Origin of the sequence: Mesorhizobium sp. WSM1293 (assembly GCF_000513875.1) — a bacterium.
Lineage (GTDB): Bacteria > Pseudomonadota > Alphaproteobacteria > Rhizobiales > Rhizobiaceae > Mesorhizobium > Mesorhizobium ciceri.
On sequence record NZ_AZUV01000028.1, the window covers coordinates 25,537 to 47,872 of the forward strand.

Sequence of the window (22,336 nt, forward strand, 5' to 3'; positions counted from 1 at the left end):
GTCGTTACCCCAAAACCGCTATACACTTTTGGGCGACATGCATTCAGCGTTTGTGGCCGGTGTCGAGCCGGCGTTCGGTGTACATTGAATAGCGCGACATGCCGAAGCAGAACAGCCAGAAGACGAAGGCCGCGAAGATCAGGCCAGACCTCGCCGTCTGCGCGGTTGCCCAGTTTGCATCGGAAAAATTCTGTTTGACGATGCCGAGCAGGTCGAACATCGAAATGATGATAACCAGGCTGGTGTCCTTGAACATGCCGATGAAGGTGTTGACGATGCCAGGGATGACCAATTTGAGCGCCTGCGGCATGACGATGAAACACATCTTCTGCCAATAGCCGAGGCCGAGCGAATCGGCGCCTTCATACTGGCCCTTGGGGATCGCCTGTAGGCCGCCGCGCACCACTTCGGCCATATAGGCGGCGGCAAACAGCGACACGCCGATCAAAGCGCGCAGGAACTTGTCGAACGAAACGCCCTCCGGCAGGAACAGCGGCAGCATGACGCTGGCGAAGAACAGCACGGTGATCAGCGGGATGCCGCGCACCGTCTCGATGAAGACGACGCACAGCGTCTTGATGATCGGCATCTTGGAACGGCGGCCGAGCGCCAGCACGATGCCGAGCGGCAGCGACACGGCAATGCCGACGAAGGACAGGCTGAGCGTTACCAAGAGCCCACCCCAAAGCGATGTCTCGACATGCGGCAGGCCGAACATGCCGCCGACCAGCAGGACGAAGGCGACGATCGGCAGCACGAAGAACAGCAGAACCGCATTCAGCCCTTTGCGTGGCACCTTCGGCATCAGCATCGGCACCAGCAGCGCCACGAACAGGATGGCGACCAGGATCGGCCGCCAGCGCTCCTCGATGGGATAGCGGCCGAGCATGAACTGGCCGAACTTGGCATTGACGAAAGCCCAGCAGGCGCCGGTCCAGCCATCCGGCTGGATGCCGCCTTGCGCCACCGTGGCGCATACGGTCCGGTCCGGCCCCGTCCACACGGCGTTGATGAACGCCCAATTGATGATTTGCGGCAGGATCATCGCCACCAGGGCGATGCCGACGATTGTCAAAATGGTGTCGCCGGTAGACGCGATCAGGTTCTTGCGCACCCATGCGCCGAGGCCGGTGACGCTGGCGGGCGCCGGCTGCGCCAGCACCATTTCGGTGCGCACCCAGGACATATCATGTTCTTGCATGTCCTTACCTCACCTCTCCACCAGCGCCATCTTGGCGTTGAACCAGTTCATCACAAGCGAGGTCAGAAGGCTGATGGCGAGATAGATCACCATCATGATCACCACGCCCTCGACGGCCTGGCCGGTCTGGTTCAGCACTGTCCCGGCGGTCGCCGTCAGGTCCGGATAGCCGATGGCGATGGCCAGCGACGAGTTCTTGGTCAGGTTGAGATACTGGCTGGTCAGCGGCGGAATGACGATGCGCATGGCCTGCGGCACGACGACCAGCCGCAGGATCGATCCGGACCGCAATCCCAACGCACCGGCGGCTTCCGTCTGGCCCGCGCTGACACCCCTGATGCCGGCACGCACGATCTCGGCGATGAAGGCGGCGGTATAGCAGGACAGCGCCAGATAAAGCGAAAGAAACTCCGGCCGGACCTGAAAGCCGCCGGTCAGGTTGAAAGTCGACTGCTTGGGGTAGTCGAAGCTCAGGGGAAAGCCGCTCAGCGCATAGGCGAGCAGCGGCAGCCCGACGATCAGCGCCGCGGATGTCCAAAACACCGGAAATTGCTGGCCGGTCGCCATCTGCCGTTGCCGCGCCTTGCGCGCGACGAACCACGCCATGGCGATGCCGACGAGCAGGGCGACGAAGATCAGCCATGAACCGTCGCCCCATACGGCGCGTGGAAAATAGAAACCGCGCTGGTTGAGAAAGGAGCCGAACGGCAAATTGATGCTGTCGCGTGGCGCCGGCAGTACGGCCAGCACGCCGGAATACCAGAAGAAGATGACCAGCAGCGGCGGGATGTTGCGGAAGACCTCGACATAGACAGTGCAGATCTTCCTGATCAGCCAGTTCTTCGAGAGCCGGCCGATGCCGATGACGAAGCCGATGATTGTCGCGGTGATGATGCCGACGATAGCGACGATGACCGTGTTGAGGAGGCCAACCAGAATGGCGCGGCCATAGGTCGAATCCGACGAATAGGCGATCGCGCTCTCGCTGATATCGAAGCCGGCGCGGCCCTTGAGGAAGCCGAAGCCTGAAGCGATGCGCAGCCGCGTCAGGTTGTCGATGACGTTGTGGGCAATCCACCAGACGCCCGCCACCAGCAGCACGACGACCAGCACCTGGAAGAATATGCCCCGGATTTTCGGATCGTTGATGAAGGAGCCGCGGCTGGGCTCCTCGCGAAGTACGTCCTGCGATGCCATTCGACCGTCCCCTGGAAAGAGAAACCGGGAGGCAGATGATCTGCCTCCCGGATCACATTTCGATCAGCGGATCGGCGGCGCGTATTGCAGGCCGCCCTTGGTCCACAGCGCGTTGATGCCGCGCGCGATCTTCAGCGGGCTGCCCGAGCCGACATTGCGCTCGAACATTTCGCCATAATTGCCGACGGCCTTGACGATGTTGACCACCCAGTCATTGGAAACGCCGAGATCGGTACCGATCTTGGTGTCGGCTTCCTGGCCGAGAACGCGCTTGATCTCGGGGCTGGCCGAGTTCTTCATCTCATCGACATTGGCCTTGGTGATGCCGAGCTCTTCAGCCTGCAGCAGCGCGAAATAGGTCCATTTGACGATGTGGTACCACTGGTCGTCGCCCTGGCGAACGGCAGGTCCGAGCGGCTCCTTGGAGATGATCTCGGGCAGCACGACATGGTCGGCCGGCGATCCCAGCGTCAGGCGGATGCCATAGAGGCCCGACTGATCGGTGGTGTAGACGTCGCAGCGGCCGGCATCATAGGCGGCGTTGACCTCTTCCAGCTTTTCGAAGACGACGGGATTGTACTCCATCTTGTTGGCCTTGAAGTAGTCGGCGAGGTTCAGCTCGGTGGTGGTGCCGCTCTGCACGCAGACGGCTGCGCCCGAGAGCTGCAATGCCGAATTGACGCCCGGCAGCTTCTTGGCGTTGATCATGAAACCCTGGCCGTCATAATAGGTGACGCCGATGAAATTCAGGCCGAGTGCCGTATCGCGGTTGATGGTCCAGGTGGTGTTGCGCGACAGGATGTCGATCTCGCCCGACTGCAGCGCGGTAAACCGCTCCTTGGCGCTGAGCGGCGTGAACTTGACCTTGGAGCCGTCACCGAAGACGGCGGCCGCGACAGCGCGGCAGAAATCCGCATCGATGCCTTGCCAGTCACCCTTGTCGTCCGGCGCCGAAAAGCCGGCCAGGCCGGTGGAGACGCCGCACTGGATGAAGCCCTTCGCCTTGACGGTGTCGAGCGTGGCCGCCGACGCGGCGGACGCCATCAATCCAAGCGTGGCGGCGCCTAGAATGCCGATAGCAATGTGTTTCATGACCCACAGACCCTTTTCTCTGTTTTTCAGGAGTAAATCCTGATTTTTTTCTCCCGTGTGAACGCGGCTTCATCCCGGCCCATCCCGAAACCCCGCATCGTAACCGACGCGCCGCCTCCCATTCACAAATGTCATCGAAGGCGATAATTCCTGTGAGGTCAAGGGAAATGACCCAAACCCGAAGAGTTTGAAAACCGATTGCCGTAAATGCCTGATTTACAGACAAACACGCCCGCGAATTAGTCAGCAGGGGCCAATAAAGGCGGCAAAGCTGATGCAACGCCAACGCGGGGCCGATACCGGCCGCGGCAGCGAAATCCATCCCGGGCAAATACCTCGTGGTTGTTGACCTCCGCGTGGGGCGAACTACCATGTCCCAAGATTGTCTTCTGACGATTTACTGGCGGCTGCAGTCCAATACAGGTCGCAGACGAAGACTGTTCTCAAGAGGCTTGAAAGACGATCCAGGTCCCGATGCCAGCCATCAACGCGCCTGAAACGCGCGGAATCAGCTGCCCGGTCGGCACCGTCTTCTCCAGCAGGACGAGGATGGCGATGCCGGCGATCCACAGCACGTTCATGACGCCACCGACGAACAGCAGGGCCATCAGCGCCCAGCAGCACCCCAGACAGTAGGCGCCGTGATCGATGCCCAGCCGGAGCGCGCCGAGCGGAGCGGAGCGGAATCCGCCATGGCCGGCCAGGAACGCGATCGGGGCCTGACATTGGCGCAGGCAGACGCCCTTCATCGGCGTCCATTGATAGAGACCGGCGGCGATCAGGACGAGGCCGCCGAGGACCGCGCTGCCGGTCGCCATCGAGGGGTCGAGCAAGGCAAGACGGGCGAGCAGCCATTGCGCACCGGTCGCCACGAGGCTGAAGACGGCCCAGACGGCGAGGTAGCCGGCAAAAAACCATCCCGTCGAAGCGATGGGCCTGCCATCCGCCCGCGCCTTGCGGCCGACACCGGCATAGAGCAGCAACATCGGTGCGACCGAAGGCGTCATCATGCCGACCATCATCACCGCCCACATCGTGAAGGTGAAAGCGAAATCGGCCAATGCCCAGGCCCGGATGCCTGGCGCCACGGCGGCGCCCATATCCATGCCGCCCATACCCATGTTCGACCCGTCCATATTCGACATGTCCATTCCGGCCATGTCACCGCCTCCGCTGTCCGGCAAGGCGGAGCCGGGCATGACCATGTCGGTGGCGAGCCACAGCACATAGGCCCAGGCGAGCACGGCAATCACCACGAGCGCGGCCATCACGACCGCGCGATCGCGCCGCAGCACCGCCTCGAGGGCCGTGTCGCCCATTGGATCAGGTCAATGCACGATGCCGCTCTGCGTGAGATGCAGATTGGCGAAATGGCTGTGCGTATCGGCCAGCTCGAACTTGATCGGGCCCGTCGCCTTTGTCCAGCCGCGCCCGACCTCGGCGATCGCGTATTCGAAGCCGTGCGGCAGGTCGATGCGCGCCTGGTGGGCAGCGCCGGTGACCGGATTCCGGATCGGCTCGCCACGACCGTCGGTTATACCCTCGACATGCAGCTGACTGGTTCGCGCGTCGACGTCGATGTTGAATTCGATCGGCGCAAAGATCGGGTCGTGGAACTTCTCCAGCGTGGTCGAAAAGACCTGGAATATCGTTGCACCCGGTTCGGTATCCAGACCGCCCAATATGCGAAGCAGCGCGCCACGTTGGGCTTCCGTCGCCCTCTCGTCGATGATCACCGCGGCTTCGCCCCCGCCCTGGTGTATGGCGCCGGGCCAGCTGAAAATCCCGACGAACCGCAATCCGTCGAGCTTGGTGTCGCCGTGATGGCCGCTTTCGATTTCCATGCCGGCGACCGCCTGGCAGAACCCGTATGTCGGCATGGCGTTGAACTGGCACGGGCAGCCATAGGCGCAGTTGCAGTTGATGAATTCGCGCGCCTTCATGGCCCATTTGACGTCCGGCATGGCATTCCTCCCTTGCCGCGCTCACGCTTGGTGAGCGCGATCCGGATCGTGGAGGACCAGAGGTCAACCGGCAGCAACCATCCGGCAGCATCTGATCGAAGCAATCCGGCGATTAATATTAGCCGACAATCATATACCTTCCGCAGCCGCCCACAATAGCCGATCGGCGGAGATGAGGGCTCCGAACGCAGGTCAATCAAAGACCGCCTTTTCGCGATAGGAATTTTTTCTTGACAGCCTGCCCTCAGCTATGATACATTTTCGTCCATGGTGCTGATTTGCGCCGATGACCCGCCGCACAGGCGGGTTTTTCGTTTTGATATCCTGTCCCCGCATCGCTGTTTTTGCCGCGACGAATTGGCATATTCGAAGTCCATCTCCTGGCGGACGGTGGCTGTTGCACGGTCCATGCCGCCGCACTATGGCTAGCGGCTTGTCAAACAAGGCGACGCAGAATGGCGAAAGACGGCGAGCACTTTAGCGGCGGGATGGGCATCAACACGCGGCTTGCCCATTCGGGCAACAATCCGCACGACTATTTCGGCTTCGTCAATCCGCCGGTGGTGCATGCCTCGACCGTGCTTTTTCGCGACGCGGCGTCAATGGCGGCTCGCACCCAGAAATACACTTACGGCACGCGCGGCACGCCGACGACCGATGCGCTCGCCCACGCCATAGACGCGCTGGAAGGTTCGGCAGGCACGATCCTGGTGCCGTCGGGCCTTGCGGCGGTGACGGTACCGCTGCTCGCCTTCGTGTCGGCCGGCGACCATCTGCTGATCGTCGATACCGTCTATCATCCGACCCGCAACTTCGCCGACACGATGCTGAAGCGGCTGGGCGTCGAGGTCGAGTACTACGCCCCCCATGTCGGCGCCGGCATCGCGGCGTTGATCAAGCCCAACACCAAGGTGGTGTTCACGGAATCACCGGCCTCCAACACCTTCGAGGTGCAGGACATCCCAGCCATCGCCAAGGCGGCGCACGCCGCGGGCGCCATCGTCATGATGGACAATACCTGGGCGACGCCACTGTATTTCCGCCCCCTCGACCACGGTGTCGACATCTCGATCCATGCGGCGACCAAATACCCGGCCGGCCATTCCGACGTGCTGCTTGGCACGGTGTCGGCCAATGAGAGCTGCTGGACGCATCTTTATGAAAGCTTCTGCACGCTTGGCTGCTGCGCCGGGCCCGACGACGTCTACCAGGTGCTGCGCGGCCTGCGCAGCATGGGCGTGCGCCTCGAACACCATCAGCGCAGCACGCTTGCCATCGCCTCCTGGCTCGAAGGCCAGAAGGGCGTGGCGCGCGTGCTCCACCCGGCCCTGCCCAGCCACCCGGACCACGAACTGTGGAAGCGGGACTTCTCCGGATCGAGCGGCATCTTTTCCATCGTGCTTGCCGGCGGCGGACAAAAGCAGCAGCACGCCTTTCTCGACGCGCTGCAAATCTTCGGCCTCGGCTATTCCTGGGGCGGCTATGAGAGCCTTGCCGTGCCGGTCTGGCTCGGCGACCGCGTTGTCGCGAAGGCCCCCTATGAGGGTCCATTGATCCGCCTGCAGATCGGCCTCGAGGACGTCGACGACCTGAAGGCCGACATTTCGCGCGGCCTGACCGCGGCGGCGGCTGCGTAGCGGAATTCTATTCCCTCAAATTGCAGTTTCCCGGATCAGTTTGGCTTTCAAATTCAACGATGCCGCGTCATTGCGGTGCGATCAGCACATTTTCGACTTCCCCTGGAATATCGGCAGAGTTTTCGACCCCATGGCTTTCCGCCTTTTTGTTCCCATTCTTGCCGGCGCGACGCTGCGCGAGCGTCTCGTCGCCTGTATCGGCGCGACGATCGGCATTGCACTCACCGGTGTGATCGCCAGCCTTGTGCTCGGCAACGGCCCGCACGTGCCGCTGCTGGTGGCGCCGATGGGGGCGTCGGCGGTGCTGCTGTTCGCCGTGCCCGCCAGTCCGCTGGCACAGCCATGGTCGATCATCGGCGGCAACACGATATCGGCACTGGTCGGCGTGATCGTGGCGCATTTCATCCACGAAACCGCCCTTGCCAGCGGCATCGCGGTGGCACTGGCCATCGCCGCCATGTCGTTCACGCGCTGCCTGCATCCGCCGGGCGGAGCGGCCGCGCTGACCGCGGTGCTGGGAGGGCCTGCCGTGATCAGCGCCGGCTTCCTGTTTCCATTCGTGCCGGTGGCGCTGAACTCGATCCTGCTGGTGGCGCTCGGCTACGGCTTCCACAGGCTGGCCCGGCGCAATTATCCGCATGTGCCGGTTGCGGCGCCGGCAAACAGCCACGGCACCGGCGATCTGCCGGCGCAGCTGCGCGTGGGCTTTCGGTCGGAAGACATCGATGCCGCGCTTGGCGCACTCGACGAGACGTTCGATATCGATCGCAACGATCTCGACCGGCTGCTGCGGCAGGTCGAATTGCAGGCGATGGTGCGCGCGCACAAGACCCTTCTGTGCGAGGACATCATGTCGCGCGATGTGATCTCGGTCGATGCTCACACCTCCACCGAGGCGGCGCGCCAATTGCTGCTTGACCACAACATCCGCACCTTGCCGGTCGTCAATGCGGAAGCCAGGCTGGCAGGCACGGTGGGGTTGCGCGAACTCACCCAGGCCTCGGGGACGGTTGGATCCGTCTTAACGCCCGCGGCAACAGCCGCCGCCGGCGTCGCCGCCATGGGTCTGCTGCCCGTCCTCACCGACGGCCGCAGCCATGCGGTCATCATCGTCGACGACGACAAGCGGATTCTCGGGCTGATCACCCAGACCGATCTGTTGGCGGCCACGGCGCGCCTGCAGGCTGCCTGACAAGCCTTCGCTCGCACTGTAGTGTAGCGGCCGCCGGACCCGGCAGAAAATCTTCGGGAACCTTTTGCCGGCGACAGCGTCCAATCTCCCAATCGAGATCCTGGTTCGGAGATTGGGTTGAGGAAACTTGCCATGCCTGCTGTGTTGACGGCCGTGCCTTCCGCTGTGCCAGGCGAGATGCAGCTTGTGCACCGCGCGCTGGCGCGCGACGGCGACGCCTTCCGCACCATTATCAAGACACACAATCAGCGGCTTTACCGGATCGCGCGCGGCGTCGTGCGCAATGACAGCGAGGCCGAGGACATCGTGCAGGAGGCCTACGTCAAGGCTTTCGCCCATCTGGATGCGTTTCGCGGCGACTCCTCGCTCGCCACATGGCTATCGCGCATCGTCATCAACGAGGCGCTCGGCCGGCTGCGCAAAAGGCGCAAAACGGTGGCGCTGCCGGAAAATCCGCAAGCCGAGATCATCCGGTTTCCCCTCAATCCCAGCGACGATCCGGAACGGACAATGGCGCAACGGCAGATCCTCCAACTGGTCGAACAGGCCACCGACAGCCTTCCCGACGTCTACCGGACGGTGTTCGTGGCGCGGGTGATCGAGGGGCTGAGCATCGAAGAGACCGCCGACCTCCTCGGCGTGCGGCCGCAAACCGTCAAGACAAGACTGCACCGCGCCCGCGCCCTTGTCCGCAAGGCGCTGGACGACCAGATCGGGCCGGTGCTGCTCGACGCCTTCCCCTTCGCCGGCCGGCGTTGCGAACGACTGACCAGCGCCGTGATGCGACGGCTCGGGCTGGAAAGCTGAGCCTCAGCGGATTTCAGTTCATTTCAGCGGGAACGTTTGCCGCTGACCAGCATCCAATGACCGTCAACCGAAAAACGCTGTCCGGGACGATTTCAGCGTCCCGGCGAAGGAGATGCCATGTCTATCCGACACACTGCTGCGCTCGCCGCCCTGCTGCTGCTCGGCACCGCCCCGTTCGCACAAGCCGCCGACAAGCCGACCGATCCGCAGATCGCCCATATCGCCTACACGGCCGGGGTCATCGACGTCGAAGCGGCCAAGCTGGCCATCGACAAATCGAAGAACAAGGAGGTTGTCGATTTCGCCAAGGACATGGTCCGCGATCACGAGGCTGTAAATATTCAGGCGCTCGACCTGGTCAAGAAGCTCAAGGTCACCCCGGAAGACAACCCCACCAGCAAGGCGCTGACCAAAGCTGCGACGGAGGAGCGGGCCAAGCTCGACAAACTCCACGGCGCTGCCTTCGACAAGGCCTATGTCGACAATGAGGTCGCCTATCACAAGCAGGTCAACGGCGCGCTCGAAACCCTTTTGATCCCGTCGGCGCAGAATGCCGAGCTGAAAAGCCTGCTGGAAACCGGCCTGAAGATATTCCAGGGCCATGAGCAGCACGCCGAACACGTCGCCGGCATGCTCAAGTAAGGACCGGGAGCATGCAGAACCGCCATCTGTGGATTGCGTTGACGCTCGCCGTCGGGATCGTGCCGGCGCAAGCCGAAACCATCCAGGTCACCATCGACAGGCTGGTGTTCTCTCCGGCCACCGTCGAGGCAAAGGTCGGCGACACGATCGAGTGGGTGAACAAGGATGTGTTCGCCCACACGGCCACCGTGAAAGGCGGCTGGGAAGTGATGATCCCGCCGAAGAAATCCGCAAGCCTGACTTTGAAGACGGCGGGACCGGTCGACTACTTCTGCCGCTTTCACCCCAACATGAAGGGCCGTTTGGTGGTGGCGCCCTGATCCAGCTCCGACGAGTGCATGTCGCCCAAAAGTGACCTCGGTTTTGGGAGAACGACACGCATGAAAACAAAGACCTGAAGCGGGTCGCCTGAGGAATTCAAGCGACCCGCTTCAGGCTCGCCTGGCCTCGTCGGGACGCGCGATATGTGTCCACGAGCCGTCATAGCCCGGCTCGCGGCGTGCAATCCAGGCATTCAGCCCTTCGCGCAGATCAGCGGTCGGGGCCATGCGCGCAAACTGCTCGGCCTCGACCAGCAAACCTTCGGCGATGCTCTGGTTGAGGCCGCGCGCCACTGCCGTGAGGATGCCGGCAATCGCCAGATCGGAGTGCCGCAGGATACGCCTGGCCAGATCAAATGCCGCCGGCATCAACTCGGCATGCGGCACAACCTCGTTGACGAGACCCAGTTCAAGCGCCCGCGGCGGCGCAAACCAGTCGCCGGTCAACAGCAGTTCGAGCGCCCGCTTGCGCCCCGCGAGCCTCGGCAAGCGCTGGGTTCCACCAAAGGTCGGCGGCATTGCGAGGTTGATTTCCGGCTTGGCGAACAAAGCGCGGTCACTGGCGATAGCGAGCGGTACGGCCTCGGTGATTTCGCAGCCGCCACCAAAGGCAATGCCGTTGACGGCGGCGATGATGGGTTTGCGGTAGGCTTCCAGCCTCGCCGTCAGCCGCTGCCCGCGCATGACGAAATCCCGCATCGCGACACCGACGCCAAGCGCCACGCTGGCCGAGAACTCGTGAATGTCGCCCCCCGCCGAAAACGCCCGCTCCCCTGCTCCGGTCAGAATGACCGCTCGGACGCCGTCATCGACTTCCATGTCGTCAAGGACCGCAAGCAGGCGGTCGATCAGGGCATAGTTCAGCGCGTTGAGTTTCTCCGGCCGGTTGAGGGTGAGGATGGCAATCCCATCCCGGGTTTCGCTAAGGACAAGATCTGTCATTTGGCTCTTCCTTCTCCATCATGCTGATGGAAGGAAGACTATGCCCTTTGTCGCTTGTGTATATTCACTAGTCGGTATACATAGGCTTATGCCCGACACGCAGAGCCCTACCCGCAAACGCATTGTCGATGCCGCGACCAGACTCTTCTATGCAGAAGGAATCGGTCGTGTCAGCGTCGATGCCGTTGCCGAGGAAGCGGGTCTCACCAAGCGCACGCTCTACTACCATTTCAAGAGCAAGGACGACCTGATCGCGGCCTATCTGGACGGCCGCGACCAACCCAATCTGAAGCGGATGGCCGGCTGGTTCGAGGCTGCCGAAGGCGGCGCGGATCGCAAGGTCGAGGCGATCTTCACCAATCTGGCGAGGTCCGCTCGCCATCCGAAATGGAAGGGATGCGGCTTCCTGCGCACGGCCGCCGAACTCGCCTCGATGCCCGGACATCCGGCGGTCAAGGTCGGCGCGCGGCACAAGCTGAATTTCGAAACATGGCTGGCCGGCGCCCTGTCGGACCATGGCGTCGCGGAGCCGCAAACCCTGGGGCGCGAGATCGTGCTTTTGATCGACGGCTGCTTTTCGATCATGCTGATCCACCGCAACCCCGATTACATCGAAGCGGCCGGACGCGCCGCGGCGACGCTGGTGCGGGCGCGACTTTCAGGCAGCCAGGTCTAAAGCGCGACGCGCTTTAAGCCTTTGGTTTTATGCATGTCGTTGCCCTAAAACCGGGGCCACTTTTGGGGCAACGACATGCATTAGAAACCGAAAGCCAGCCATGCGGTGCCGGCGGCCAGCGTTATCAGCGTCAAAGGCAAGCCGACCTTGAAAAAAGCGCCGAACGACAGCGTCGTGCCGGCGGCGCGTGCCTGTTCGGCGACGATCAGGTTGGCGACCGAACCCAGCAGCGTGAAATTGCCGGCCAGCGTCGAGCTCATGGCGACGACCAGCCAGGCGCGCTCGGGGCTTTCGAGGCCGGGTATGAAGGGCCGCAGCGCCAGCACGGCCGGAACATTGCTCATGATGTTGGAAAGCACCGCGGTGAAGCCGGACAGCCGCCAGACGTCGTCCAGCCCGAGATTCCTGGCCGAAGCGATCATGTCTGGCGAAAGAAGCGTCTTTTCGGCGCCGGCGACGACCACGAACAGACCGGCGAACATGAACAGCAGCGGACCGTCGATCTCGCGGTAGATGCGCTCCGGCTTGATGGCCCGGGTGAGCAAGAGGATGGCGCCGCCGATGAGTGCTGCCTTGGCGACGGGCACGCCGGCGAAGAAGGCAATTGCCAGCCCGATGCAGACCACCACCGCCTTCAGCACCTGCCCCTTGTGCATGCGGCCACGCGAGACCTCGGGCGTCAGTTGGACGGTGCGGGCGAATTCGGCCCGGAAGACAATACGGATGATGACAACGACCGCGACGAGGCCGAACAGGGCGACCGGAGCCAGCGCTGCCGAAAAGGCCGGATAGGAAATGCCCGACAGTGCACCGATGACCATGTTTTGCGGATTGCCGGTGATGGTTGCGACGCTGCCGCAATTCGACGCGGTGGCGGTGGCGATCAGATAGGGGATCGGGTTGCGCTTGATCACGCGGGTGACGTGGACGACGATCGGCGCCATGACGAGACAGATGGCGTCGTTGACCAGGAAGGCGGACAACACGCCGGTCAGCAGCGTCACCATCACCAAGAGCATGAAGGGCGCATGCGCGTGCTCGATGGCGACGGCGCCAAGGCCACGAAAGGCGCCCGACACTTTTAAATGCGCCACCACGATCATCATGCCGAGCAGAAGCGTGATGGTGTCGAAATTGATCGCCCGGTACGCATCCTCCATGCTGAGCGCGCCGATGGCGATCATCGCGGCCCCGCCGAGAAGCGCGATCCCTGCCCGGTCGAGGCGCAGGCCGGGGATGCGGCCAATGGCGACACCGGCGTAAGTCAGGATCAGGATCAGCAGTGCCGCCGCGCCCATCAATGTCATCGATAAGAAGTCCTGCCCAGTCTGTGGCACGCCGCTGGCTGTCGGCCCCATTCGTCCGCTTTGCGTGCCTGCTTTAGCGCGATGTCGAGATCGATGACAGCGGGCATGTTGTTGCGCCAAGGATGTCCCATGGCCCAAGGGATGACGTGCAGCTAACGCAGATAGAAATCCAGCCTCTGTCGCACAGCTTGGGAAGAATAGATCTGCTCGACGGTCTGCCGTGCCTTGAGGCCCACTGCCGCCCGCAGCGCCGGGTCGGCTTTGAGATCGGCCAGGATGCGCGCCGCCTGCTGCGTCGTTTCGAACAAGAAACCGTTTTCGCCATGCCTGATGTGGTCGGAATAGCCGCCATGGGAATGGCAGACCACGGGCAACCCGCAGGCCATCGCCTCGAACACGACGCGACCGAAGGTTTCCACATGCCAACCGGTGCGATAATAAAACACGTCGAGCGTCTGCAGAAACTCTTCGGCGGAGAATTGGCCGGGTGGCAACAGTTCGAGCTGCGGATGCGGCATGAGGCTGTCCTTGAGCCCTATCCCCCCCTGAATCCGCAAGGCTGTGCCTTCGGCCAGCAATGTCTCGTAGAGGGGTATGTCAGCGGGATGGTGTTTGCCCGGCCCATCGCGGCTCAAGCGTCCGACGGTGAAGGGACGATCCGAACCCAGACGTCGTGATGAAAAACGTTCGATCTCGATCGGAGACGGGTGCACGGTGCCGTCGATTTGGAGCAATCGCTTCTGGAAGTCGGAAACAACCACTATCTCGGCGGCGGGCCATCCCAAGCTCCGAGGCATGCGCGTGGTGAGGTTGAGAACCTTCGGATGAAGGGTGTTGAAGTCGTAAATCAGCCGGCGCGGCCGTGGGATCAGGTAAGGCCACACCTTGTTGCGCCAATGCGCCCCGAGAAAGACGTAAGTGCCGCCATCCGGAACTTTTCGCGTAAGCGGGGAAATACGGCGTATCGGGAATTGCCGCATTAATTCATCTGAAGCCCTCGATGACGCAGCCCAAAGGCGCACCTCCGAATCGGCGCTCAACAGCCGATAAAGTTCCAACGTCTTGAGGTCACTGCCGCCGAAAGGATCCTGAAAGCCGTTGAACAAATGGATCATAATAACTGTGTTTACCCAATCGTTTCCGCATTGTTCGCCAGCATCAAAATCATGATCGCATGTCGACCGGAACGCTTGGAAACTCAGGAGTCAAAACCGTTTCTGCCGACAACGAAACATCGCTAACGCGGGGGAGTATACCGGCAAGCGGTTGCAGTCCATGCCCCATCGAGCCGGCATGCTATCCGTAAGGATCTGATTCCTTGCGGATGGTCGTAAGTGTTTGAACGCATAGAGGGAGCGTCTGTTTCGAGAGCTTCCCGATCAGCCTTCTGCAAGTTCTGTCATCAATGCACGGTGGCGACGCCGGGCGCAGGCGCCGGAGACGTTCCGGCCGGATCGAAGCTGACTTGATCGCGTCCGTTCGACTTGGCCGTGTAAAGCCTTCTGTCGGCAGCGGAGAAGATTTCCTCATAGGTGATCGGGCCGGTAAAGCTTGTGCCGCCGATGCTGACGGAAAGCGGACAAGGCCTGCCGCCGGGTGAGAATTCCATCTCCCTGATACGCCGGCGGATGCTTTCGGCAACCACCCAGGATTGCGAGGGATCCACGCCGGGCAGAAACACGCCGAATTCTTCGCCGCCGATGCGGCCGACGATATCGCTGCCACGCAGTTGCCCCTTGATCGCCTGCGCTATCAGTTTGAGGGCCTGATCGCCGCAATCGTGGCCCAGGCGGTCATTGATCGACTTGAAGTGGTCGGCGTCGATGATCAGCAGCGCCCCCGAACGGGTCTGCTCCTGCTTGCGGGTCTGCTCGAGATAGGCTTCGACCAGCATCGAGAAGGCGCCACGGTTCAGCACCGCTGTCAGGCTGTCGGTCGCGGCGAGGACGCTGAGATCGCGCTGCGCGATGGCCAGCTGGCGAATCTTCCACATCAGGAAAAACAGAAACGAGCCGCCCAGCACCAAAGGCAGCATCAGGTCGGTCATCTGCGCCCGCCACACGGCCTCGGGCGAAAGATAGGGAAAATTGAAGGAATCGACGAAGAACGCCACGGCAATGAAGAATGCCGTACCGACTGCCGTGACAGCGATCACCCTGCCCCAGCTCGTCGGCGACAGATCGAGCTTCATCGCGTTCAACTCCGTTAGCCGTCGCTACTATGACGCACCAACCCAAACAAATTGATAAGACTTTCCCTCCAATTCGATGTCGGCGGCGGAATCAAATCCACCGGCCAACCAGCCCCTGCCTATGACTTGCGACAGACGCTTGGGCAGACGCCACAGGACGGCCGCTGGAAAGCAGCCATCCTGTTTCAAAGTGTGAAGGCGTGGGCCAATTGCCGGCCGGGCAAGGGCAAAACGGCGCGCGAAGCCAGATCGCCCGTCTCAGTTGAGCGTCGGTTCACCCAGCGCATCGACGACAAAGGATGCCGCGATCAGGTCGTCGGCATCGAGACGCAGGGAGCCTCCGTCGCCTCCCATGGCTGAAGCCACTTTTTGAAAGGTCTTCATTTCGTATTCCGTGATCCGGGCGTCCTGCATCCTGGCCCTGAGATCGGCAATGCGCCGATCGAGGGCCGAAGATATCCCTATTTCTCGCTTCGACATGGCAACACTCCTCCCCACCCTTGTTTGCCTCCCGCCTGTCCACTTTTATATGAGGGTCCGCGAATACAGCGGGCCGAACGCGCCGTGCGCGGGAAGGTTCCGAAAAGGCCGAGTAACGAAATAATACGCTGGCGCCGAGCCACGCCCGCGGACTTTTCTATATCAGACGCAGCTAATCCTTGACGCCGGCGGATGCCGCCCCAGAATCAGAGCATGGCAATAAAGTCGGCGACGAGGTGGCGGTCATGGCGACGGTGCTGAAGCGCGTCACGAAGGACCGCGTCAGCGTGTCGATCCCCGGTCTTCCGCATTCGGTCATTGATCCGGCAACCAGGCTGACCAGGGGCCAGCAGATGGAATTATCCGGCGACGTTACGCGGATCGACGGCGACAAGGTCACGGTGTCGCTCGGGACAATGGTCACGGTGGATCTGGACAAGGCGGGCCTGGTGCAAAGCCGTGTCCCGCCGAAGCGAAGGACCGTCAGGATGTGAACAAGCGAAGCGCCACCGTCTCAGGGACCCAACCCCTTACACCCCAGCAGTGCAGAGCTGCACGAGCGATCCTGAAGTGGTCGCAGGTGCGACTCGCCGCGAAGTGCGGCCTCAGCGAAGGAACGATTGGCAGTTTTGAGAGCGGGCGAAGGATTCCCAGTCCCGCCAAGCTGGCTGCCATCCGTCGAGGCTTGGAGGCAGCGGGCGTGGTTTTCATCGATCAAAAGACCGCGGTGACAAAGAGCGGTCCGCCTCGCGAAACTATTAGTGGAACATAATTTAGATATCGCTGTTAGGCCGTAAATGGGAGGCGCGCGATGTCACAACATGAAATCGGCATTGTTTCGGACTGGTCGAGATTGGTGGCGGACGATCCTCTGATCGCCGCGGATATAACCCAGCGCCTTTCTGTGCTGCGCGCTTGCAATGACAACGCTGCCACCGCCGCCGACGTCCCGTCGCCCGGCACCAAAACATTTCGGGGTCCCGACATAACCAGCCTCGCAACACCCACCGAGTATCCTCGGCCGATCGTGCTCCTAGCGACGATCTATGCGTCGACGGTCCTGGGGGTAACGCTGCTTCTGGCGGCGGCGGTCTGAGCGCACGAGACCTGATACCGCTCTCTGAAAGCCCGTGTCTCCGGTATAAACCGTAACCTATGTGTCCGGAACGGACCGAAAGGCTTTGGCGATCCCGACAGGATTCGAACCTGTGACCATCGGCTTAGAAGGCCGGTGCTCTATCCAGCTGAGCTACGGGACCGCTGGCCGGCCGTTGGGCCGGCTGGATATTCTGGCGCCGGGCGCCGTTCAATGCGTCCAGGGCGTCCTGCGGTCATAGCGGAAATTCTCCGCATAGGAAATCTGGCGGCGCTTGGTCTCTTTCGGCTCTTCGACGCGGAAAGCGAGCCCTTGCTTTTCGGCGTAGGCGACCGCCTCTTCGCGCGTGTCGAAGCTAAGCCTGATCTGGCTTCTCATGTCTGCCGACGTCGTATAGCCCATCAGCGGGTCGATCTTCTTGCGCGACTCGGGATCGAATTCCAGCACCCAGTAACCGGTCTTGGCCTTGCCGGACTGCATCGCGGTTTTGGCTGGGCTGAAAATGCGCGCGGACATGGCCACCTCGTTGTTGTGCAAGGCAGCATCGCCACCCTTCGCCCGTCATTACTGCGCAATGCGCACGGCGGCAAGGTTTTTGCTCTCGCAGGTTTTTGCACTTGCCATGCACCACCGAAATGAATAGGCAACAGACCGTTCGGAGTGTAGCGCAGCCTGGTAGCGCATCTGGTTTGGGACCAGAGGGTCGGGAGTTCGAATCTCTCCACTCCGACCATCCCCTCACAGCCCAATGCCCGGCGCAGCCATACGGTTCACTTGCTGCGGCTCCGGCCGTGTGTCCGGCGCCGCGGTTCGGCAAACAGGGGGGTCAGATGCTTGGAATCGATGCCTGGGTGTCGCTTTTCGGACCGGCCTACTTTGCCTACGCCGGCATAACGGTTCCGGTCATGGTGACGTGGGCAATTGCCTGCGCCGCACTGGCGATGTGGAACAACCGTGAAAGCCGCAGACAGGCGAGGCAGGCCCCGGGCGCCGTGGTCTCCCGCTCCTGGCGTGTCAGTATCGGGATGTTTGTGCTGGTCGCCGCCGGCTATATCGCCGCTCACTCTGCCGTCTATCTCGCAGTCCGTCATTTCGCCAGAATGTGGCTCTGAGACCGGCCTCTTAGGCTAGATCTCGAACTCGCCCTGCCCTTCATCCATGGCACTGACGGTTTCGGCTGCCAGCGCCCTGGTGATCGGCGTCTTGCGTTCGAGCGCGGTCCGGTCGAGCCGCTCCACCACGCGCATCGCTGTCGCCAGCGAGCGCTCGATGCGGCGGACCAGATATTGCACGACATGCGGTTCGACCTCGATCTGACGGTCGGCGAAGAGTTTTGTGATGACGCCTGCCAGCAGGAGATCGTCGGGCTCATGAATTTCGACTGTCGCAGCCGCCTTCAGCCGCGAGGCAAGATCAGGCAGGCCAACACCCCAGGCCGAGGGAAAGCGGCGCGCCGTCAGAAGCAGTTGCGAGCCGGCACCACGCACCGCATTGATCAGATGGAACAGGCCTTGTTCGTCAACCGTCCCGGTATCGACATCGTCGATCAGCGCCGGCCGCGCGCCGAGATTGGCGATGCTGTCGCCGATGCGCCTGGCGTCGACCGCCGCCGCATTGGCACGCGCGCGCCAGATCGAGGCCAGATGCGTCTTGCCAGAACCCGCGGGACCGGCCAGCACCACCACCGGCGATGGCCAGTCCGGCCAGCGGTCGACCAGCGCAACCGCCTGGTTGTTGGTGCCGGAGACGACGAGTTCGTCACGCGAATAGCCCGTGCCATGGCCGAGGTCGAGCGGCAACTGGCGCGGCGGGTCGGTTGGCTGGGCAGTCACTTCAGCGACGCGGTTGCGTGCGGTGGCCGCCGCCGCGATCGGCCGGAAGCTGCGGCACAGGTGCCGCGCCGCGACCCTTGTAGAGCGGCGATTCGAGATAGCGGGCTATTGCGAACCGCACCAGCACGGCGACGGCGGCCGAAGCCGGCACCGCGATCAACAAGCCGACGAAGCCGAACAGCGCGCCGAAGGCAAACAGCGAAAACATCAGCCATACCGGGTGCAGGCCGACGCTCTTGCCGACCAGCCGCGGCTGCAGGATGTTGCCCTCGATGAACTGGCCGATGAAGAAGACGACCGCGACCGCGACGATCATCGTCCAGTCCGGCCAGAACTGGACGAAGGCGACGCCCACGGCCAGCACCAGCCCGGTCAGCGAGCCGACATAGGGGATGAAGGAAATCAGCCCGGCGAACAGGCCGATGAGGATGCCGAAGTTCAGTCCGGTCAGCGTCAGCCCGGTGGCATACATGGCGCCCAGCACCAGGCACAGCGTGCCCTGGCCACGCACGAAGCCTGCCGTGGCGGTGTTGATGTCCCGTGCGATGGCGCGCACGGTCTGGACGTTGTCGCGTGGCACCCAGCCGTCGATGACCGCCACCATGCGGTCCCAGTCGAGCAGCATGTAGAAGGCGACCACCGGTGTCACCACGAACAGGCTGACCACAGAAACCAGCGCCATGCCGGAACTCCACAGCGAGGTGAAGACGGTGGTGACAAAACCGAAGCCGGAGGTCAGCAGCGAATTCAGCCCGTCGCGCAAGCTATTGGCGTTGACGCCGAACTTCTGCTCCAGCCATTTCGGATCGAACGAGGTGATCAGGCTTTGCAGCCGGGTCAGATATTCCGGCAATTTGCCGGCGAAATCGGCCATCTGCGTGGCCAGAACCGGAATGAGGATGACAAAGGCCAGGACCAGCACGATGAGGAAGGTGATGAGGATGACCACCGTCGCCATGAAACGCGACAGGCCGAGCCGCTGCAGCCGGTCGGCAACGGGATCGAGGAAATAGGCAAGCACCATGCCGGCGACGAAGGGCAGCAGGATGGCGCTGAAGACATAGAGGAAAAGCGCCAGCAGCGCGGCGCCGGCCAGCCAGAAGAAGATCTGGCGGCGAAAGGTCGCGGACGCGGCGATGTCGGCGGCCGCGGCCTCGATCGCCGCCGCTTCTGTCTCGGATGTCCGGAGTGGAGCCTTCGTCATGTCAGCTCATGTGCCTCAGCCAAGTCACGAGATAGGCTGCGGCCGAAGCCACGGTCAAGACCCCGGACAGCAATATGAGAACCGGCCTCAGCGGGTCGAGATGAACCGACAGGGCAAGCTCACCCAGCACAACCGCCGCCAGCACGATCTGGATGGCGGTGTTGGCCTTCGACACGAAAAGCGGTTTCATCTCGACCGGATGGGCCATGACGGCGGACAGCAAAACCGCGCAGACGATCAACGCGTCGCGCGACACCATGGTGACGACCAGCCACAGCGGCAATTGCCCGATGAGGCCCATGACCACGAACACCGAAACCAGCAGCAGCTTGTCGGCGACCGGATCGAGATAGGCGCCGAGCGTGGACTGCTGATTGAAACGGCGGGCGATGAAGCCATCGACGCCGTCGGAAATGCCGGCGACGAGGAACCCGGCAAAAGCCCAGTCCCAGCGCGCCTGCAGCATCGCCAGCACCACCGCCGGCACCAGGACAAGGCGCAGGATGGTGATCAGGTTGGGGATGGTCAAATGCCTGGCACCTCCTCTTGGTCGGAGATAGATGATGAAGATGGCGGGTGGCAACAAGGGAGGAGCTGCCGATCTCCCCGCACGGGAAGGCCTTCAGCTTGGCTTTCGCCAATCACGAGCGCCTGTACGTGCGCGCTGTCCACGGTTTTGTAGGCCGAGATGGCCGTTATCCTTGCGGACAGAAACCGTTCATGCGAAGAGCCCGCGACAAGGAAAATTGCTGAACGGGCACCAGAAATGAGCAAGCGCAACGTGAACAAGCGCAAGAACGGGCTCACCTATGCCGAGGCCGGTGTCGATATCGATGCCGGCAATCTCATGGTCGAGAAGATCAAGCCGCTGGTGCGCGCGACGCGCCGGCCGGGCGCCGATGGCGAGATCGGCGGTTTCGGCGGCCTGTTCGACCTCAAGGCGGCCGGGTTTACCGATCCGGTGCTGGTGGCGGCCAATGACGGCGTCGGCACCAAGCTCAAGATCGCCATCGATGCCGGCAAGCACGACACGATCGGCATCGACCTCGTCGCCATGTGCGTCAACGACATCGTCGTGCAAGGCGCCGAACCGCTGTTCTTCCTCGACTATTTCGCCACCGGCAAGCTCGATCCCGACCAGGGTGCCGCGATCGTCGGCGGCATTGCCGAGGGCTGCCGCCAGGCCGGCTGCGCGCTGATCGGCGGCGAGACCGCCGAGATGCCCGGCATGTATCACGGCAACGACTACGATCTCGCCGGCTTTGCGGTGGGTGCCGCCGAACGCGGCCAATTGCTGCCCACCGATGACATTGTCGAAGGCGACGTGCTGCTGGGCCTGGCTTCCTCCGGCCTGCACTCGAACGGCTATTCGCTGGTGCGCCGCATCGTCGCCGTCAGCGGCCTGTCGTGGAGCGATCCGGCACCGTTCAACGACGAGGCCACTCTGGCCGAAGCACTGCTCGAGCCGACCCGCATCTACGTCAAGTCGATTCTCAAGGCGATCCGCAACACGCATGGTATCAAGGCGCTCGCCCACATCACCGGCGGCGGCTTCCCGGAAAACATTCCACGCGTGCTGCCCAAGGATTTTTCGGCCGAGCTCGACCTCGAGGCGATCGACGTTCCTCCCGTGTTTTCGTGGCTGGCCAAGACCGGCGGCGTGGCGCCGGAAGAAATGATGCGCACCTTCAATTGCGGCATCGGCATGATCCTGGCGGTCGCGTCCGGCCAGGCAGCGCAGGTCGCGGCCGTGCTACAGGAGGCCGGCGAGACGGTGACGCCGATCGGCCGCATCGTGCCGCGCCGCGACGCAGGCGTCATCTATCGGGGCTCGATCGGCCTATGAGCGCGCAGAGGAAACGCACCGTTGTCCTGATCTCGGGACGCGGCTCCAACATGACCGCGCTGATTGCCGCGGCCAGCGACCCGTCGTTCCCGGCCGAGATCGTCGGTGTCATTTCCGATAAGGCGGATGCCGCCGGGCTCGGCATCGCCAGGGCGCGCGGCATCGCCACGCAGGTCGTCTCGCGTGCCGACCACGGCAGCAAGCAGGCGCATGACGCCGCCATCGACGCGGCCCTTACCGCCTTCAACGCCGAGATCGTGGCGCTGGCCGGCTATATGCGCATCCTCAGCCCCGGCTTCGTCCAGAAATGGCAGGGCCGCATGATCAATATCCACCCTGCCCTGCTGCCGGCCTTCAAGGGGCTCGACACCCATGCGCGCGCGCTGGCCGCCGGCATCCGCATCCATGGCTGCACCGTGCACTTCGTCACCTCCGAGATGGATGACGGCCCGATCATCGCACAGGCAGCCGTGCCGGTGATGGTCGGCGACACCGCCGATACATTGGCAGCCCGCGTGCTGAAGACTGAACACCGGCTCTATCCGCTGGCGCTGGGGCTGGTCGCCGAAGGCAAGGCGCGCATGGAGTCCGGCCGCACCGTGCTTGCCCACTTTGCCGACGATGCCGACAACGGCACCTCGGTGGTGATGGCCCCGGATCCGCTGCGCGAGGAAGCCGACCTCGAGCATCTGGCGCGCATCACGCCTTGA

General features: G+C 62.7%; 26 protein-coding genes and 2 tRNA genes. 13 read left to right on the top strand and 15 right to left on the bottom strand.

Annotated features, from left to right (window positions below; genetic code table 11):
- Positions 1–43 precede the first annotated feature (43 nt).
- The 5 genes from M729_RS0126085 to M729_RS0126105 form a co-directional block, all read right to left on the bottom strand.
- Entirely contained in the window at positions 44–1,201 is a 1,158-nt protein-coding gene (locus tag M729_RS0126085; RefSeq protein WP_027163331.1) for an amino acid ABC transporter permease, read from the bottom strand.
- Between the two features lie 9 nt (positions 1,202–1,210).
- Complete coding sequence (locus M729_RS0126090) at positions 1,211–2,398, bottom strand: amino acid ABC transporter permease (RefSeq protein WP_013532422.1); 1,188 nt, start codon at positions 2,396–2,398, stop codon at positions 1,211–1,213.
- Positions 2,399–2,461: 63 nt separating this feature from the next.
- Positions 2,462–3,490, bottom strand: a complete 1,029-nt coding sequence (locus M729_RS0126095; RefSeq protein WP_024505009.1) for an amino acid ABC transporter substrate-binding protein — start codon at positions 3,488–3,490, stop codon at positions 2,462–2,464.
- A gap of 443 nt (positions 3,491–3,933) precedes the next feature.
- Positions 3,934–4,809, bottom strand: coding sequence for a DUF2182 domain-containing protein (locus M729_RS0126100; RefSeq protein WP_013532424.1), 876 nt, complete (start codon positions 4,807–4,809; stop codon positions 3,934–3,936).
- A 9-nt stretch (positions 4,810–4,818) separates the two neighbouring features.
- Positions 4,819–5,454, bottom strand: coding sequence for a DUF1326 domain-containing protein (locus M729_RS0126105; RefSeq protein WP_013532425.1), 636 nt, complete (start codon positions 5,452–5,454; stop codon positions 4,819–4,821).
- 455 nt (positions 5,455–5,909) lie between these two features.
- On the opposite strand from M729_RS0126105, the gene M729_RS0126110 reads away from it, so the two are divergent.
- The 5 genes from M729_RS0126110 (at position 5,910) to M729_RS0126130 (ending at position 10,052) form a co-directional block, all read left to right on the top strand.
- Positions 5,910–7,091, top strand: a complete 1,182-nt coding sequence (locus tag M729_RS0126110) for a cystathionine beta-lyase (protein WP_013532426.1) — start codon at positions 5,910–5,912, stop codon at positions 7,089–7,091.
- 130 nt (positions 7,092–7,221) lie between these two features.
- On the top strand, positions 7,222–8,283 hold the full coding sequence (locus M729_RS0126115; RefSeq protein WP_013532427.1) for an HPP family protein: 1,062 nt from the start codon (positions 7,222–7,224) through the stop codon (positions 8,281–8,283).
- A 132-nt stretch (positions 8,284–8,415) separates the two neighbouring features.
- Positions 8,416–9,090, top strand: a complete 675-nt coding sequence (locus M729_RS0126120) for an RNA polymerase sigma factor (RefSeq protein WP_013532428.1) — start codon at positions 8,416–8,418, stop codon at positions 9,088–9,090.
- Positions 9,091–9,207: 117 nt separating this feature from the next.
- Positions 9,208–9,732, top strand: coding sequence for a DUF4142 domain-containing protein (locus M729_RS0126125; protein ID WP_027163333.1), 525 nt, complete (start codon positions 9,208–9,210; stop codon positions 9,730–9,732).
- Between the two features lie 11 nt (positions 9,733–9,743).
- Entirely contained in the window at positions 9,744–10,052 is a 309-nt protein-coding gene (locus M729_RS0126130; protein ID WP_027163334.1) for a cupredoxin family copper-binding protein, read from the top strand.
- A 111-nt stretch (positions 10,053–10,163) separates the two neighbouring features.
- Here M729_RS0126130 and M729_RS01000000135820 read toward each other — a convergent pair whose 3' ends face one another.
- Entirely contained in the window at positions 10,164–10,994 is an 831-nt protein-coding gene (locus M729_RS01000000135820; RefSeq protein ID WP_032809389.1) for a crotonase/enoyl-CoA hydratase family protein, read from the bottom strand.
- A gap of 88 nt (positions 10,995–11,082) precedes the next feature.
- Between M729_RS01000000135820 and M729_RS0126140 the strand changes: the two genes are divergently transcribed.
- On the top strand, positions 11,083–11,670 hold the full coding sequence (locus M729_RS0126140; RefSeq protein WP_024505017.1) for a TetR/AcrR family transcriptional regulator: 588 nt from the start codon (positions 11,083–11,085) through the stop codon (positions 11,668–11,670).
- An 80-nt stretch (positions 11,671–11,750) separates the two neighbouring features.
- Here the strand turns inward: M729_RS0126140 and M729_RS0126145 are convergent, their stop codons facing one another.
- From M729_RS0126145 to M729_RS0126160, 4 genes are all read right to left on the bottom strand, one after another.
- Positions 11,751–12,977, bottom strand: coding sequence for an anion transporter (locus M729_RS0126145; RefSeq protein WP_027163335.1), 1,227 nt, complete (start codon positions 12,975–12,977; stop codon positions 11,751–11,753).
- Positions 12,978–13,129: 152 nt separating this feature from the next.
- Positions 13,130–14,092 carry a glycosyltransferase gene (locus M729_RS0126150; protein ID WP_027163336.1) on the bottom strand — a complete coding sequence of 321 codons (963 nt, stop codon included), beginning with the start codon at positions 14,090–14,092 and terminating at the stop codon, positions 13,130–13,132.
- Positions 14,093–14,379: 287 nt separating this feature from the next.
- Positions 14,380–15,168 (bottom strand): GGDEF domain-containing protein, encoded by a 789-nt coding sequence (locus M729_RS0126155; protein ID WP_027163337.1) that lies wholly within the window; start codon positions 15,166–15,168, stop codon positions 14,380–14,382.
- 258 nt (positions 15,169–15,426) lie between these two features.
- Positions 15,427–15,648 (bottom strand): hypothetical protein, encoded by a 222-nt coding sequence (locus M729_RS0126160; RefSeq protein WP_013532436.1) that lies wholly within the window; start codon positions 15,646–15,648, stop codon positions 15,427–15,429.
- A 179-nt stretch (positions 15,649–15,827) separates the two neighbouring features.
- On the opposite strand from M729_RS0126160, the gene M729_RS0126165 reads away from it, so the two are divergent.
- The 3 genes from M729_RS0126165 to M729_RS0126175 are packed head-to-tail and all read left to right on the top strand — an operon-like array spanning position 15,828 to position 16,744.
- Positions 15,828–16,142: a hypothetical protein gene (locus tag M729_RS0126165; protein ID WP_337122511.1), complete on the top strand. Its 315-nt coding sequence runs from the start codon at positions 15,828–15,830 to the stop codon at positions 16,140–16,142.
- Positions 16,139–16,420, top strand: coding sequence for a helix-turn-helix transcriptional regulator (locus M729_RS1000000137730; protein WP_013532438.1), 282 nt, complete (start codon positions 16,139–16,141; stop codon positions 16,418–16,420). The genes M729_RS0126165 and M729_RS1000000137730 overlap by 4 nt, the downstream gene beginning before the upstream one ends.
- Before the next feature lie 39 nt (positions 16,421–16,459).
- Positions 16,460–16,744, top strand: a complete 285-nt coding sequence (locus M729_RS0126175; RefSeq protein WP_027163339.1) for a hypothetical protein — start codon at positions 16,460–16,462, stop codon at positions 16,742–16,744.
- 86 nt (positions 16,745–16,830) lie between these two features.
- Here M729_RS0126175 and M729_RS0126180 read toward each other — a convergent pair.
- Together M729_RS0126180 and M729_RS0126185 are read right to left on the bottom strand one after the other, a co-directional pair.
- Positions 16,831–16,907 (bottom strand) — tRNA-Arg (locus M729_RS0126180).
- A gap of 47 nt (positions 16,908–16,954) precedes the next feature.
- Positions 16,955–17,260 (bottom strand): ETC complex I subunit, encoded by a 306-nt coding sequence (locus M729_RS0126185; RefSeq protein ID WP_013532440.1) that lies wholly within the window; start codon positions 17,258–17,260, stop codon positions 16,955–16,957.
- A gap of 140 nt (positions 17,261–17,400) precedes the next feature.
- Between M729_RS0126185 and M729_RS0126190 the strand changes: the two genes are divergently transcribed.
- Positions 17,401–17,477 (top strand) — tRNA-Pro (locus tag M729_RS0126190).
- A 97-nt stretch (positions 17,478–17,574) separates the two neighbouring features.
- Complete coding sequence (locus M729_RS0126195; protein ID WP_013532441.1) at positions 17,575–17,856, top strand: hypothetical protein; 282 nt, start codon at positions 17,575–17,577, stop codon at positions 17,854–17,856.
- A 15-nt stretch (positions 17,857–17,871) separates the two neighbouring features.
- On the opposite strand, the gene hdaA is transcribed toward M729_RS0126195, so the two are convergent.
- Genes hdaA through M729_RS0126210 form a run of 3 tightly spaced genes read right to left on the bottom strand, consistent with a single transcriptional unit; the run spans position 17,872 to position 20,309 of the window.
- Complete coding sequence (gene hdaA, locus M729_RS0126200) at positions 17,872–18,576, bottom strand: DnaA regulatory inactivator HdaA (RefSeq protein WP_013532442.1); 705 nt, start codon at positions 18,574–18,576, stop codon at positions 17,872–17,874.
- Between the two features lies 1 nt (position 18,577).
- Complete coding sequence (locus tag M729_RS0126205) at positions 18,578–19,780, bottom strand: AI-2E family transporter (RefSeq protein WP_013532443.1); 1,203 nt, start codon at positions 19,778–19,780, stop codon at positions 18,578–18,580.
- A gap of 1 nt (position 19,781) precedes the next feature.
- Positions 19,782–20,309 carry a CDP-alcohol phosphatidyltransferase family protein gene (locus M729_RS0126210; protein WP_027163340.1) on the bottom strand — a complete coding sequence of 176 codons (528 nt, stop codon included), beginning with the start codon at positions 20,307–20,309 and terminating at the stop codon, positions 19,782–19,784.
- A gap of 237 nt (positions 20,310–20,546) precedes the next feature.
- Between M729_RS0126210 and purM the strand changes: the two genes are divergently transcribed.
- Entirely contained in the window at positions 20,547–21,626 is a 1,080-nt protein-coding gene (gene purM / locus M729_RS0126215) for a phosphoribosylformylglycinamidine cyclo-ligase (RefSeq protein WP_027163341.1), read from the top strand.
- Positions 21,623–22,336 carry a phosphoribosylglycinamide formyltransferase gene (purN, locus tag M729_RS0126220; protein WP_013532446.1) on the top strand — a complete coding sequence of 238 codons (714 nt, stop codon included), beginning with the start codon at positions 21,623–21,625 and terminating at the stop codon, positions 22,334–22,336. Before purM ends, purN begins: the two co-directional genes overlap by 4 nt.